Annotated in this window: 13 protein-coding genes; 9 read left to right on the top strand and 4 right to left on the bottom strand. The window is 69.0% G+C overall.

From position 1 onward, the window contains the following. Positions 1–872: 872 nt before the first annotated feature. Entirely contained in the window at positions 873–3,146 is a 2,274-nt protein-coding gene (locus B1L07_14565; protein AUZ56621.1) for a nitric oxide reductase large subunit, read from the bottom strand. A 929-nt stretch (positions 3,147–4,075) separates the two neighbouring features. Here B1L07_14565 and B1L07_14560 point away from each other — a divergent pair. Beyond that, a complete protein-coding gene (locus B1L07_14560) occupies positions 4,076–4,285 on the top strand; it encodes a hypothetical protein (protein ID AUZ56111.1) in 210 nt (69 codons plus the stop codon). An 18-nt stretch (positions 4,286–4,303) separates the two neighbouring features. On the opposite strand, the gene B1L07_14555 is transcribed toward B1L07_14560, so the two are convergent. Both B1L07_14555 and B1L07_14550 read right to left on the bottom strand, forming a co-directional pair. After that, entirely contained in the window at positions 4,304–5,059 is a 756-nt protein-coding gene (locus B1L07_14555) for a transcriptional regulator (protein AUZ56110.1), read from the bottom strand. Between the two features lie 19 nt (positions 5,060–5,078). Further along, the gene (locus B1L07_14550; protein ID AUZ56109.1) at positions 5,079–6,476 is read right to left on the bottom strand and encodes an oxygen-independent coproporphyrinogen III oxidase; all 1,398 of its coding nucleotides are present in this window, start codon (positions 6,474–6,476) and stop codon (positions 5,079–5,081) included. 209 nt (positions 6,477–6,685) lie between these two features. Here B1L07_14550 and B1L07_14545 point away from each other — a divergent pair, with 209 nt between their 5' ends. The 4 genes from B1L07_14545 (at position 6,686) to B1L07_14530 (ending at position 8,497) form a co-directional block, all read left to right on the top strand. Next, a complete protein-coding gene (locus B1L07_14545; protein ID AUZ56108.1) occupies positions 6,686–7,606 on the top strand; it encodes an arginase in 921 nt (306 codons plus the stop codon). 127 nt (positions 7,607–7,733) lie between these two features. After that, complete coding sequence (locus B1L07_14540; GenBank protein AUZ56107.1) at positions 7,734–7,886, top strand: entericidin; 153 nt, start codon at positions 7,734–7,736, stop codon at positions 7,884–7,886. A 55-nt stretch (positions 7,887–7,941) separates the two neighbouring features. Then, positions 7,942–8,076, top strand: a complete 135-nt coding sequence (locus B1L07_14535; protein ID AUZ56106.1) for an entericidin — start codon at positions 7,942–7,944, stop codon at positions 8,074–8,076. 199 nt (positions 8,077–8,275) lie between these two features. Next, a complete protein-coding gene (locus tag B1L07_14530) occupies positions 8,276–8,497 on the top strand; it encodes a hypothetical protein (GenBank protein AUZ56105.1) in 222 nt (73 codons plus the stop codon). A 69-nt stretch (positions 8,498–8,566) separates the two neighbouring features. Here the strand turns inward: B1L07_14530 and B1L07_14525 are convergent, their stop codons facing one another. After that, on the bottom strand, positions 8,567–9,364 hold the full coding sequence (locus B1L07_14525; protein AUZ56104.1) for a hypothetical protein: 798 nt from the start codon (positions 9,362–9,364) through the stop codon (positions 8,567–8,569). Between the two features lie 109 nt (positions 9,365–9,473). Here B1L07_14525 and B1L07_14520 point away from each other — a divergent pair, with 109 nt between their 5' ends. From B1L07_14520 to B1L07_14505, 4 genes are all read left to right on the top strand, one after another. After that, positions 9,474–10,772, top strand: a complete 1,299-nt coding sequence (locus B1L07_14520) for a tryptophan--tRNA ligase (protein AUZ56103.1) — start codon at positions 9,474–9,476, stop codon at positions 10,770–10,772. Between the two features lie 78 nt (positions 10,773–10,850). Beyond that, on the top strand, positions 10,851–11,150 hold the full coding sequence (locus tag B1L07_14515) for a hypothetical protein (GenBank protein AUZ56620.1): 300 nt from the start codon (positions 10,851–10,853) through the stop codon (positions 11,148–11,150). A gap of 118 nt (positions 11,151–11,268) precedes the next feature. Further along, entirely contained in the window at positions 11,269–12,201 is a 933-nt protein-coding gene (locus B1L07_14510; GenBank protein ID AUZ56102.1) for an MBL fold metallo-hydrolase, read from the top strand. Positions 12,202–12,315: 114 nt separating this feature from the next. Further along, positions 12,316–13,968, top strand: a complete 1,653-nt coding sequence (locus tag B1L07_14505) for a peptidase M20 (GenBank protein AUZ56101.1) — start codon at positions 12,316–12,318, stop codon at positions 13,966–13,968. Positions 13,969–14,016 lie beyond the last annotated feature (48 nt).

Below are 14,016 nucleotides of genomic sequence, written 5' to 3'. Positions count from 1 at the left end.
TCTTGCTCTTGCCCTTGCGGTTGCTGTCGCTGTCGCTGTTGATCTTGCCGTTGCCCTTGGCATTTGACTTCCCCGGCCGTAGAGCGAGCCGAGCACCGCAGCGGGACGAGGGGCGAAGAGGCGCACGTGTCTGAGCGAAGCGAGTTGTGCGCCGTCCCCTCGGCCCGCGAGGAGCGCAGGGGACCGGCGGGCGCAGCCCGACGGATCGCGTCCCGGCCCGTGCTTTCTCTTGGTTACTTCTCTTTGCACGAGCAAAGAGAAGTAACTCGCTCCTGCGAAGCAGGAGTGAAAGCTCTGCTTTCAAGCACCTGCTTTCATGCTTTGCCTTTGGATTTCCCGGCTATCGGCCGGGCACGGTTCTCTTGGTCGACGCTCTGGCCGGCCTTGGGGAGCCCAAGCAATGGCGGAAGCGGAATCAGGGGCTTTCGCTCCCCTTCGGGGCGCGAGCCACCTTCTTTGCTCGTGCAAAGAAACGTGGCCAGAAGGAGGCGCTTTTCAACAGCCGAATGGCTGGTCAACACGCCTCTGCCTCAGCGCTTTCCGTACCAGCGGCACTCCGGGTCCACTCCGCCGCCGGGATTTTTCGACGAGACCCAGCTGCGATGCAGCTGGGGCCGGGGCAGTCGCCTCACGGCGCCAGCCCGCTCACCGGGGCGAAGCAGTGCTTCGCCTATTTCCGCCGAACCCATGCACGTCGCCCCTGCGGTGTCTTGTCCGTCGGCTCCGTCGCTGCGGAAGGGGACCCGGAAGTCAAATGCAAAGGCAAAAACAAAATCACGGCAACGCCAACAACAACAGGCGTCCGGCTGAAGTGCCCAAAGAAGAAGAGCCGCTTGCGCGGCCCTTCCCGTTGCATCGTGCGATGTATCCGATCAGGCCTGATCGGCCTCGCCCACCGGCAGCGCTGCCTTCTTCGGCGCCACCCACAGGCGGAACACGAACCACGCCAGCGCCAGCGCGCCGACGCTGAACAACGTGTCGGCCGGCACCCGCATCCACACCAGCATGTCCACGATCGGCTGCTGCATGAACTCGGCCGAGCGCGCATACCAGTAGCCGTGCTTGAGCGCGGCGCTGAGCTGCAGGATGCCCAGCGGCAGCAGGGTGAACGCGGCCATGCCGGCCAGGCCCAGGTTCAGCGCCCAGAAACTGGCCTTGAGCAGCTTTTCGTTCCACACCACGTCCGGCTTGAGCCCGCGCAGGCAGAACAGCATCAGGCCGATGCCGAGCATGCCGTACACGCCGAACAGCGCGGTGTGGCCGTGGGTCGGGGTCAGGTTCAGGCCCTGCATGTAGTACAGCGACAGCGGCGGGTTGATCAGGAAGCCGAACAGGCCGGCGCCGACCAGGTTCCAGAACGAGACCGCGATGAAGAACAGGATCGGCCACTTGTACTTCGCCATCCACGGCGTGGCCTTGCCCATGCGGTAGTTGTGGTACGCCTCGAAGCCCACGTAGGCCAGCGGCACCACTTCCAGCGCGCTGAAGCTGGCGCCCAGCGCGATGACCGCGGTCGGGGTGCCGGTGAAGTACAGGTGGTGCAGGGTGCCGAGCACGCCGCCGGCCATGAACACGATGGTGGCGAACAGCACGGCCACGGTGGCCGACTTCACCTGCAGCATGCCCAGGCGGGTGAACAGGAAGGCGATGACCGCCACCGCGAACACTTCGAAGAAGCCTTCCACCCACAGGTGCACCACCCACCAGCGCCAGTACTCGACCATCGACAGGTGGGTATGCTCGCCCCACATCAGGCCGGCGGCGTAGAACAGGCCGATGGCGACCACCGACAGGAACAGCAGGCTGACGATCGACTTGGACTCGCCGCCGTTCCTGATCGCCGGCCACAGCGCCCGGCCCACCAGGGTCAGCCACAGCACCAGGCCGATGAACAGGAACCATTGCCAGAAGCGGCCCAGGTCCACGTATTCCCAGCCCTGGTGGCCGAACCAGAAGTTGCGCTCCAGCCCCAGCTTCTGCATCACCGCGAACCATTGCCCGGCGAACGCGCCGACCACGATCACGATCAGGCAGATCCAGAGGAAGTTGACCCCCAGCCGCTGGAACTTCGGCTCATGGCCGGAGATCGCCGGCGCGATATACAGGCCCATGCCCAGCCAGGCGGTGGCGATCCACAGCACCGCCAGCTGCGTGTGCCAGGTGCGGGTGAGCGAGTACGGCAGCACGTCGGCGATGGCGAAGCCGTAGGCCTGTTGGCCTTCCACCTGGTAATGCGCGGTGATGGCACCGAGCAGGATCTGGGTGAGGAACAGTGCGATCACCACCCAGAAGTACTTGGCGGTGGCGCGCATCGACGGGGTCACCTTGATCGCGGCCAGCGGATCGGTCTTCGGCAGCACCGGGGCCATTTCGTCGCCGTGGTTGACCGCGTAATGCCAGCCGAGCAGGGCGACGCCGGCGATCAGGAACAGCACGCTGAACACCGTCCAGATGAAGGTGCTCGGCGGCGCGGTGTTGCCGACCAGGCTGTCGGCCGGCCAGTTGGCCGTGTAGGTGATGTCCGAGCCGGGGCGCTCGGTCACCGAGGCCCAGGCCGCCCACCAGTAGAACGCGGTGAGCTGGCGGCGGTGTCCGGCATCGGGCACGGTATCGTTGCGCATGGCGTAGGCCTCGCGCAGTCCGGCAGTGGCCGGGTCGGCCGAGAACAGGCTCTGGTAATGCGCGGCGACCGTGGCGATCGCCGCGGCGCGGTCGTTGTCGACGATGATCGCGCCGTCCACGGCGTCGTAGGTATTGGGCCGCAGCAGGGTCTGCACGCGCTTGGCGTAGGCGGCCTGGGTGGCTGCGTCGAGTTGCTTGTAGCTCTCCGCGCCGGCCTCGCGCCGGGCCCACAGGTCCATTACCGCTTCGGCTTCGCGATGCAGCCAGTCCGCGCCCCAGTCCGGCGCGACGTAGCCGCCATGACCCCAGATCGAGCCCAGCTGCTGGCCGCCGATCGACTGCCAGACCTGGCGGCCGGTCTCGATGTCCTTGCGGGTGAAGATGACCTGGCCGTCCTCGGTCACGACCTTCTCGGGCAAGGGCGGGGCCTGGCGATGGACCTCGCTGCCGACCCATAGCAGGACGGCGAACGAGGCGATGAGCAGGGCCGCCAGCCCCACCCATAGCTTGCGTGTCGAATTCATGATGCGGCTCTCCTGAGGATACCGGCGCATCATCGGCGTGGCCGCCAAGGGGCTCCATGACGCAGGTCAAGCATGGCGGTGATTGCGGTCCGGACACCCTGGCGAGAGCTTCATGCCGTTGCCGTTGCCGTTGCCGTTGCCGTTGCAGTTGCCGTGATCTTGCTCTGCTCTTGGCTTTTGACTTTTCACGGCCGTAGAGCGAGCCGAGCACCGCAGCGGGGCCGGGGGCGAAGAGGCGCACGTGTCTGAGCGAAGCGAGTTGTGCGCCGTCCCCCTGATCCGTGAGGAGCACAGGGAACCGGCGGGCGCAGCCCGACGGATCGCGTCCCGGCCCGTGTTTCTCTTGGTTACTTCTCTTTGCACGAGCAAAGAGAAGTAACTCGCGCCCCGAAGGGGAGCGAAAGCTCTTGATTCTGCTCTTGCTGTTGCTTCAGCTTTCCAGAACTACACGACAACAGCCAAGGCGCAGAGCCAAAGCGGGAGCCTGAAAGCAGAGCTTTCACTCCTGCTCCGCAGGAGCGAGCCACCTTGACCTGCCATTCGGCTGTTGAAGAGCTCTTCTTTGCTCGTGCAAAGAAACGTGGCCCAAAGAGGCGCTTTTCAACAGCCGGATGGCTGGTCAACACGCCCTGCCTACGCGCCCGACGCGCTACGCGCGCCGGGTCCACTCCGCCAGCGGGATTTTTCGACGAGACCCAGCTGCGATGCAGCTGGGGCCGGGGCAGTCGCCTCACGGCGCCAGCCCGCTCACCGGGGCGAAGCAGTGCTTCGCCTGTTTCCGGTTCGCCCCTGTCTCGTCGAAAAACGACGTGCTCGCCCGCTTCGCTGCCGAGTCCGGGGCTGGCGCCGTGCGGCGCCCGCCCGTCCGGCGGGGCGAAGCAGTGCTTCGCCTGTTTCCCCGAACCCATGCACGTCGCCCCTGCGGGGTCTTGTCCGTCGGCTCCGTCGCTGCGGAAGGGGATCCGGAAGTCAGAAGCCAAGGCAGAAGCCAAGGCAGAGGCAAACGCAGAGGCAAAGGCAGAGGCAAAGGCAAAGGCAAAGGCAAAGGCAAAGGCAAAGGCAGAATCAACGGCAACGGCTGCAATGACAGGAGCCCGCACGGGGCGGGCTCCTGGGGGGGGCTTCGGGATGCGCGGTAAGCGTAACGCCAGGCAGGCTCAGTCGCGCAGGACCGCCAGCGCCATCGCCTCCAGCCGCGGCAGGTCGAGGATCTCCACGTCGCGCTGCTTGATGTGCAGCAGCCCGTCCTGCTCGAACCGGCGCAGCACCCGGCTTACCGTTTCCGGCGCCTGGCGCAGGTAGTTGGCGATATCGGTGCGGGCCATCGTCAGCTGGAACCGGCGCGGCGAGAAGCCGCGCGCGGCCAGGCGTCGCGACAGGCCGATCAGGAATGCCGCCATGCGCTCATCGGCGCTGTTGTCGCGCGCGAACAGCGAGGCCACGCCGATGTCGCGGCTCATCAGTTTGAACAGGTGTTGCTGCAGGTTGGGCAGGCGCGTGGCCAGCAGCGCGATGCGCGGGAACGAGAAACGGCACAGCATCACCGTGTCCAGCGCCACCGCATTGCAGGGATAGCGGTCGCCGTGGATCGCGTTCAGGCCGATCACCTCGCCCGGCAGGTGGAAGCCCAGCACCTGCTCGTGGCCGTTGCGGTCGGTCTGGTAGGTCTTGACCGTGCCGGCGCGGACCGCGGCGATCGCGCCGAACGGGTCGCCCTCGCGGAATACGTGCTCGCCGGCGCGCAGCGGGCCGACATGCTCGACCAGCACGTGCAGGTCGGCCAGCGCGCCCTTGTCCATGCCCTCGGACAGGCACGCCTGCGAGAACGCGCAGGTGGAACAGAACGTCAGGGCGTCGCCGTCGTCGGCGACGATGCGCGCGTCGGTACGCGGAAAGACCAGCGGCGAACTCATTCGGGCACTCCCGTCGGGGTTACACCGTACGCGAGAAGCACGGCGTCGCTGCGGCGGCGGTGGGCAGGTGGCGGTCGAAGCACATGGCGATGATACGCAACAGCAGGCGCCCCCGCGAGGTCGCCGCCAGGCCGTTGGCGGACAGCTCCACCAGCCCGTCCTGCTGCAGCGCCTGCAGCCGCTGCAGCGCCGTTGCGAAATAGTTCGGGAACTCGATCACATGCCGCCGCTCGATGTCGCCGAAGTCCAGGGTGCCGTGGCACATCAGCTGCTGGATCACATCGGCGCGGATCAGGTCGTCTTCTTCCAGGCGCAGGCCGCGCCAGACCGGCAGGTGGCCGCGGTCGATGGCCTGTTCCCAGCTGCCGAGGTCGCGCGGGTTCTGGCTGAAGCTGGGGCCGATGTGGCTGATGGCGCTTACCCCCAGGCCGATCAGGTCGCTTTCGGCATGGGTGGTGTAGCCCATGAAGTTGCGGTGCAGGCTGCCATTGCGCTGGGCCACGGCCAGGCCGTCCTCGGGCAGGGCGAAGTGGTCCATGCCGATGTAGACGTAGCCGGCCTGGCCGAGCCTGTCGATCGCGCACTGCAGCAGCGCGAGCCTGGCCTCGGGCGCGGGCAGCGCGCTGGCGTCGATGCGTTGCTGCGGGCGGAACATCGACGGCAGGTGCGCATAACCGTAGATCGCCAGCCGCTCCGGGCGCGCCTGCAGGGTGATGTCCAGGGTGCGCGAGAAGCCTTCCAGGGTCTGCCGCGGTAAGCCGTAGATCAGGTCCACGTTGACCGAGCGCAGCCCATGCCGGCGGCAGGCGTCGATGACCGCCAGGGTCTGTTCCACGCTCTGGATGCGGTTGACCGCGCGCTGCACCTCGGGGTCGAAGTCCTGCACCCCGAGGCTGGCGCGGTTGAAGCCGGCCGCGGCCAGTTCGCCGATCTGTCCGGGGCTGATGAAGCGCGGGTCCAGTTCGATCGAGCAGTCCAGGCGCGCGGCCGGGGCGAAGGAGAAATGCCGGCGCAGCACGTCCATGGCCTCGGCGATCTGCGCCGGGGCGAGGAAGTTGGGGGTGCCGCCGCCGAAGTGGACCTGCTCGACGTCGCGGTCGCGGTCGAACAGCGCGGACATCATCGCCATCTCGCGGTACAGCCGGGTCAGGTAGGCAGCGCCGCGCGCGGTGTCGCGGGTGATGATGCGGTTGCAGCCGCAGTAGAAGCAGGGGCTGGCGCAGAACGGGATGTGCAGGTACAGCGACAGCGGGCGCGGGATCGGGTCGCCGTTGCTGGTCGCCGCCATCTCCAGCAGGTCGATTTCCTGGAACCCCGGGGTGAACTGCGGGGCGGTCGGATAGGAGGTGTAACGTGGTCCCGGTGCGTCGTAGCGCCGCAGCAGTTCGGGGTCGAACAGGGGAGACGGAGTGTCCATTGCGGCAGCCTAGGCAGGCACCGGCGGCTTGTCCTTGACGTGCGTCAACCGCGCCGCGCCGGGCCCCTGGCGCACATGGCCACGGAGGGCGCCGGTTCACCCCGGCCCGCACGGCGGGCGCGCCGGCCCCCGCGTGCAGGCTGCTGCGTTGCCGCAGGCGACGGTCACATGCGCCCGGTAAACTGCTTTCATTTGCAACCGGAGGAACCATGGCCACTCATCGTCCCGTTTCGCTGATCGGTGTGCCCACCGACGTCGGTGCCGGCCACCGCGGCGCGCGCCTGGGACCGGAGGCACTGCGCATCGCCGGGCTGCCCGAGGCGCTGGCCGCGCGGGGCGTGGCCGTGCGTGACGTCGGCAACCTGCAGGGGCCGCGCAACCCATGGACCGAACCGGTGGGCGGGTACCGTCACCTGGACGAGGTGGTGGCGTGGAACCACGCGCTGATGGAGGCGACCCTGGTCGAACTGCGCGACGGGCGCCTGCCGATCATGCTCGGCGGCGACCACTGCCTGGGCATCGGTTCGATCACCGCGGTGGCGCGCTGGTGCCGCGAGCAGGGCAAGCAGCTGCGCGTGCTGTGGCTGGACGCGCATTCGGATTTCAACACCTCCGAAGTCACCCCGTCGGGCAACATCCACGGCATGCCGGTGGCGTGCCTGTGCGGGCTCGGCCCGGAGGCGCTGACCAGGCTCGGCGGCGACGCACCGGCGATCTCGCCGCAGCAGGTGCGGCAGATCGGCATCCGCTCGGTGGACCAGGACGAGAAGCGCCTGATCAAACAGCACCAGGTGGACGTATACGATATGCGCTACATCGACGAGAGCGGCATGAAGCGGGCGATGGAGGCCGCGCTCGAGGGCGTCGACGCCAATACCCACCTGCACGTCAGCTTCGACGTGGATTTCCTCGACCCGAGCATCGCCCCGGGCGTCGGCACCACGGTGCCGGGCGGGGTCAACTACCGCGAGGCGCAGCTGGTGATGGAGATGATCGCCGACACCGGATTGATGGGCTCGCTGGACATCGTCGAGCTCAACCCGTTGCTGGACCGCCGCAACCGTACCGCCAAGCTCGCGGTCGACCTGGTCGAGAGCCTGTTCGGGAAATCGACCCTGATGCGCGATTGAGGGCGGCACGACGTCGCTGAACCCGCACCGGCGGCGTTCACGCCCGCTGCACGTGAATGCCGCCAGATTCCTCTCCACACGCGGCGTCGCCACCCGGCGGCCGCCAGTCGAGCAGAGGAGAAACCTGATGAAGCGAGTACTGATGCTGGCCCTGCTGGCCATGTTTTCGGCGGGAACGCTCAGCGCCTGCAACACCGTCGCCGGCGCCGGCAAGGACATGCAGAAGGCCGGTGAGAAGGTCGAGGACAAGGCCCACGACTGCAGCGACGGCAAGTGTTGATCCCCGCCGCGGTCCCTGCGGGCCGCGCCATCCAAGAGCCACCCAGGAGATAGACATGAAGCGCATGGTTGCCCTGATGATGCTGTCGCTGTTCTCGATCGCGGTGCTGTCCGGCTGCAATACCGTTGCCGGTGCCGGCAAGGACGTGCAGAAGGCCGGCGAGAAGGTGGAGGACGCAGCCAAGCGCTGACCCACGGCGATTGGTGTACGTGGAGAAGGCCGGCATCCTGCCGGCCTTTTTCGTTGCCGGATCCGGCGCAAGCTGAAGCGCCGTTCAAGAACATCAGCGCTTGCACACAAATCGTCGATGCCCTGCCAACATTCGCGCCTGCATGCTGTCCGTGCGGCGGAGTTGCCGCCATTCCCCGAAGAAAAGCAAGGAGACACGCATGAACAAAGACATCATTTCCGGCAAGTGGAGCCAGCTCAAGGGCAAGGCGCAGGCCAAGTGGGGCGATCTGACCGACGACGATTTCAAGGTGGCCGAGGGCAACGCCGAGTACCTCGCAGGGCGCCTGCAGGAGCGCTACGGCTGGGCCAAGGACCGCGCCGAGAAGGAAGTGCGCGACTTCCAGGACACGCTGCACCGGGATCATCCGGACTGGCGCTGAACCAGCGCGCCACCTCCCCCGCAGCATCCGGACGGGCCGCATCACGCGGCCCGTCCTGCGTCTGTGCGATCAGCGCCAGCGCGGCGGCGGGTCGGGCACGAAGCCACCGGGGAACGCGCGCGGCATGGGATCCCGGCGCTGGCCCGGCACGATGCCCATCCGTGCCAGGCGCGCCCGCGTGTCGTAGCGGACCTGGGTGACCTGGATGGGCGCTTGGCTGGCGCGCTCGAAGACGGTGGCGTGGCTGGCCGATGCCTCGCGCCCGCCATGGCCGGTGCCCAGTTGCTGGCGTTCGCGGCCGGCGGCAGCGGCCGCCGATGCCGGTGCGTCCATCGCGCGCCCGGCCCGCGCATCCTGCGCGCGCAGCGGCGCAGGCCGTGGCGCCGGCGCCGGCGCCGCGGCGATGGGCAGCGGCCGCGCTTCGGCGAACACCGCAATGCCGACCACACCGACATCGGCCGGTCGGCCGGTGCGGCTGGCGTAGCTGTCGCCGCGGTCGGTGAACACGAACTGCGCCACCTCCGCCGACGACTTGCGCCAGCCGGTGATTTCGCTGTCCTGCCAGGGCTCGAGCACGTAGCCGGCCTGGTCCGGCGCCGCGGTCTGGCCGCTGATGGCGTTGACCCCGTCCACCGACAGCACCACCAGCACGCGCTCGCCGCTGAGGTTGCGCAGGCGCACCGCATAGCGGTGCCCCGGGGTGCCGGCGACCCACTGCTGGCCGCGATGCAGGTACGGCGTGGCTTCATCGCCGCTGTCGCGGTCGACCAGCGACAGCGCCACCGGCATCGGCGGAGGCAGCGGTGGCGCCGGGCGGAAGCCGCACAGGGCGAGGATGGCAAGCAGGCAGACGGGGAAGCGGTACATGGCGGGCTCCGTTGGCGGGGACGCGGCCATGAACGGATGGGTGCGGGCGGCGGGGTTGGCGCGCGGCGGTTACACTGGGCCGGTTAATCCGTCCGTCACGTCTGCGTTCATGACTACCCGCGTCCTTACCGGCATCACCCCCTCCGGCACTCCCCACCTGGGCAACTACGTCGGCGCCATCCGCCCGGCCATCGCCGCCAGCCGCGCGCCGGGGATCGAAAGCTTCTTCTTCCTGGCCGACCTGCACAGCCTGATCAAGTCGCAGGAGCCCGAGCGCACCCAGCGCTCGACCCTGGAGATCGCCGCCAGCTGGCTGGCCTGCGGCCTGGACCCGGACTCGGTGTGGTTCTACCGGCAGAGCGACATCCCGGAAACCACCGAGCTGATGTGGTTCCTGACCGTGGTCGCCGGCAAGGGTATCCTCAACCGCGCCCACGCCTACAAGGCGGCCGTGGACAAGAACCGCGAGGAGCAGCTGGACGACGATGCCGGCATCACCGCCGGGCTGTTCATGTACCCGGTGCTGATGGCCGCCGACATCCTGATCTTCAATGCCGACAAGGTGCCGGTCGGCCGCGACCAGATCCAGCACATCGAGATGGCGCGCGATTTCGCCCAGCGCTTCAACCACATCTACGGCAAGGAGTATTTCACCCTGCCGGAAGTGATCATCGACGAGCAGGTGGCGACCCTGGCGGGCCTGGACGGCCGCAAGATGAGCAAGAGCTACCACAACACCATCCCGCTGTTCGTCCCGCGCGAGGAGCTGCGGAAGCTGGTGTTCTCGATCGTCACCGATTCGCGCGCGCCCGGCGAACCCAAGGACACCGAGGGCTCGGCGCTGTTCCAGATGTACCAGGCCTTCGCCACCCCGGAACAGACCGCCGCGTTCGCGCAGGCCTTCGCCGCCGGCATCGGCTGGGGCGATGCCAAGCAGCAGCTGTTCGAGCGCATCGACGGCGAACTGTCGCCGCTGCGCGAGCGCTACAACGCGCTGATGGCCGAGCCGGAGAAGATCGAGGCGATCCTGCGCCGCCGCGGCCAGCAGCTGCGCGAGCAGTTCGCCATCCCGCTGCTGAAGGAACTGCGCCACGCGGTGGGGCTGCGCGACCTGTCCAGCGCCGGCGACGCGCCGAAGGCCGTGGCCGTGGCCGCGGCCAAGGCCGCGCTGCCGCTGTTCAAGCAGTACCGGGAGAAGGACGGCCGGTTCTACTTCAAGCTGCTCGACGGCGAGGGCCAGCTGCTGGTGCAGAGCGAAGGCTTCGATTCGCCGCGCGACGCCGGCCAGCTGATCGCCGTGCTCAAGCAGGCCGAGCAGGGCGATGCGCTGCAGAGCGAGCTGTTCCGCCTGGAGGCCGGCGTCGAGCCGGTACTGGCGGCATTGCGCCATCTGCGCGAAGCGGACTGACACGGACACGGCGCCCGCGCCGCCCACCACCCGCCATGGCGCGCGCCCGTCCGGCGTGCGCCGCACATGGAGCTGACGATGGCCTGGTTGTCGTTGTTGCTGTTCCTGCCCTGGTTCGCGGTGATGGCCGCGCTGTACTGGTGGTTCCCGCGGCAACCGCGGCACCGCGCGCGCACCGTGTACGACACCGCCATGCTGGTGCTGGCACTGCTGGTCAGCATCGGCCTGATGCACTGGGGCTACCGCATCGGCGCGGCCGAGATGGATGCCGACAGCCTGTGGCGGCAGATCCTGGCGGTGCTCTATGCCTATGGCGGCTTCCTTGCGGTGATGGTGCTGGCGCTGCTGCTGCGGCCGCGGGTGCTGCGCCACGCCTGACCTGGGGTGGCCACGGGCGCGACGACAGCCGTGGCCGCCGGCGCCCGCGCGACGAAAGCCGTATTGCGGTGCCCGCCATGCCGGTGCCAGCATCGGCGTGCCTCACGGGAGCCGACACATGCATGCCGCGCACGCCATCCACCTCATCGACACCGCCTTCCAGCGCGACCACTTCGATGCCGCCTATCTGCTGGTGAACAACGGCCGCGGCGCCTTCATCGACTGCGGTACCAGCCATGCGCTGCCGCGCCTGCTGGCGGCCATCGCCGACGCCGGGCTCGGCGTGGACGCCATCGACTGGGTGATCCTGACCCACGTCCACCTGGACCACGCCGGCGGTGCCGGTGCGCTGATGCGGCAGCTGCCCAACGCACGCCTGCTGGTGCACCCGCGCGGCGCGCCGCACATGATCGACCCGGCGCGGCTGGTGGCCGGCGCCACCGCGGTCTACGGCGAGGCGGAGATGGCGCGCAGCTACGGGCAGATCGTGCCGGTGGCGGCCGAGCGCGTGGTGGTGGCCGAAGACGGCCATCGCCTGTCGCTGGAAGGACGTGAACTGCTGTGCATCGACACCCCCGGCCATGCCCGCCACCACCTGTGCGTGTGGGATGCGGCCAGCCGCAGCTGGTTCACCGGCGACACGTTCGGTCTGTCCTACCGCGAACTGGACAGCGCCCGCGGCGCGTTCATCATCCCCACCACCTCGCCGGTGCAGTTCGAGCCCGATGCGCTGCACGCCTCGATCGAGCGGCTGATGGCGCGGGCCCCGCAGGCGGTGTACCTGACCCACTATGGCCGCGTGCAGGACGCCGCGCGGCTGGCCGCCGACCTGCACGCGCAGATCGACGCGATGACCGCCATCGCCCGCGCCTGCGATGGCCGCGGCGACCGCCACCGCGCGCTGGTGGCGGCGCTGGGCGCGCTGTACCTGGAGCGCGCCCGCGCGCATGGCTGCCGGCTCGACGACGCCGGCGTGCTGCGCGTGCTCGAGATGGACATCGAGCTCAACGCGCAGGGGCTGGCGTGCTGGCTGGACCGCGCGAAGCCGTAGCTGCCGGGCGCGCCCGGCACGGGGCATCGTCGTTGCAGCTTCATGCGCGGCAAGCCCCGCATCTACGGGTAAAATCCCGCAATCCTCCTGTTGTCTGGTACCGCCGTGAATCCGATGCGCATGCTGTTGCTGTCGTCCTGCCTGTTCGTCGGCGGCATCGCCAGCGCCGCCAACGACCTGCCCGGCGGCGGCATCGACCCGGCGGCGCTGTCGCGGCATGTGCGCGTGCTGGCCTCGGACGAGTTCGAAGGCCGCGCCCCCGCCACCGCCGGCGAGCAGCGCACCGTCGATTACCTGGTCGAGCAGTTCCGCCTGGCCGGCGTGCAGCCGGGCGGCAAGGACGGCAGCTGGGTGCAGGAGGTGCCGCTGGTGCGCGCGCAGGTCGACGGCGCGGTCGACGCCAGCCTGCGGCTGGCGGGCAAGCGCCTGCCGCTGGCCAACGGCGAGGACGTGACCCTGCAGAGCCTCAGCCCGCTCGGCGCGGTGGATCTGAAGGACGTGCCGATGGTGTTCGTCGGCTACGGCATCGACGCGCCGGAACGGCGCTGGAACGACTACAAGGACGTCGACCTGCGCGGCAAGATCGCGGTGGTGCTGATCAACGACGCCGATTTCGAGGCCGACGCACCGGGCGCGTTCGACGGCAGGGCGGTGACCTACTACGGCCGCTGGACCTACAAGTTCGAGGAAGCCGCGCGGCGTGGCGCCGAAGGCGTGCTGATCGTGCACGAGACCGCGCCGGCGGCGTATCCGTGGGCGACGGTGAAGGCCTCCGGCACCTCGCCACTGTTCGACATCCAGCGCAGCGAGGCCGATGCGCGCGCGCAGCACACCCCGCTGCGTGGCTGGATGCAGCGCACGCTGGCCGAGCGCATCTTCGCCGCGGCCGGGCTGGATTTCGACGCGGAGAAGCGCAAGGCCATGCGCGCCGACTTCCACCCGGTGGAACTGGGCGACGCACGCCTGTCGGCGCGCTTCAAGGTCAAGCGCGAACCGGTGGTCACCCGCAACGTGGTGGCGAAGCTGGAAGGCGCGACGCATCCGGACGAATCGGTGATCTTCTCCGCGCACTGGGATGCGTTCGGCATCGGCCAGCCCGACGCCAGCGGTGACACCGTGCGCCATGGCGCCATCGACAACGCCACCGGCGTGGCCTCGGTGCTGGAACTGGCGCGGGTGTTCGCCGCCGGGCCGCGCCCGCAGCGCACGCTGTACTTCATCGCCCTGACCGCGGAGGAAAAGGGCCTGCTGGGTGCCAGCTACTACGCCGAGCATCCGCTGGCGCCGCTGGAGACCACGGCCGCGGTCCTGAACATCGAGATGTTCAGCCCCGACGGCGAGACCGCTGACATCGCCACCTGGGGCAAGGGCCGGGTTTCGCTGGAGGCGGACGTGGACCGCGTCGCGCGGGCGCGCGGCCGCCGCTGGTCGCCGGACCCGAACCTGGAAGCGGGCTTCTTCTACCGCGCCGACCATTTCGCCTTCGCCCGCAAGGGCGTGCCGGCGATCACCGTCGGCGCCGGCCTGGACAAGCGCGACGGCGGCGTCGCTGCCGGGCGCGCGCTGCGCGATGCCTATTTCGCCCGCTGCTACCACCAGGCCTGCGACGCATGGTCGCCGCAGTGGGACCCGCGTGGCCTGGCCGCCGACACGCTGCTGGTCTACGACCTGGGCCTGGAACTGGCCAACAGCCGGCGCTGGCCGGCGTGGGACCAGGGCGCGGAGTTCGAGGCCGCGCGCGGGGCGAGCGACACCGCCAGGCGCTGACCGTAGGCATGCCGCGGCGCGTGCCTGCGCCTGCTCCGCGGTTGCGTC

This window comes from Stenotrophomonas acidaminiphila, assembly GCA_002951995.1.
Lineage (GTDB): Bacteria > Pseudomonadota > Gammaproteobacteria > Xanthomonadales > Xanthomonadaceae > Stenotrophomonas > Stenotrophomonas acidaminiphila_A.
The sequence above is the reverse complement of the archived record's forward strand: the minus strand, read 5'-3'. Positions and strand labels throughout refer to the sequence as shown.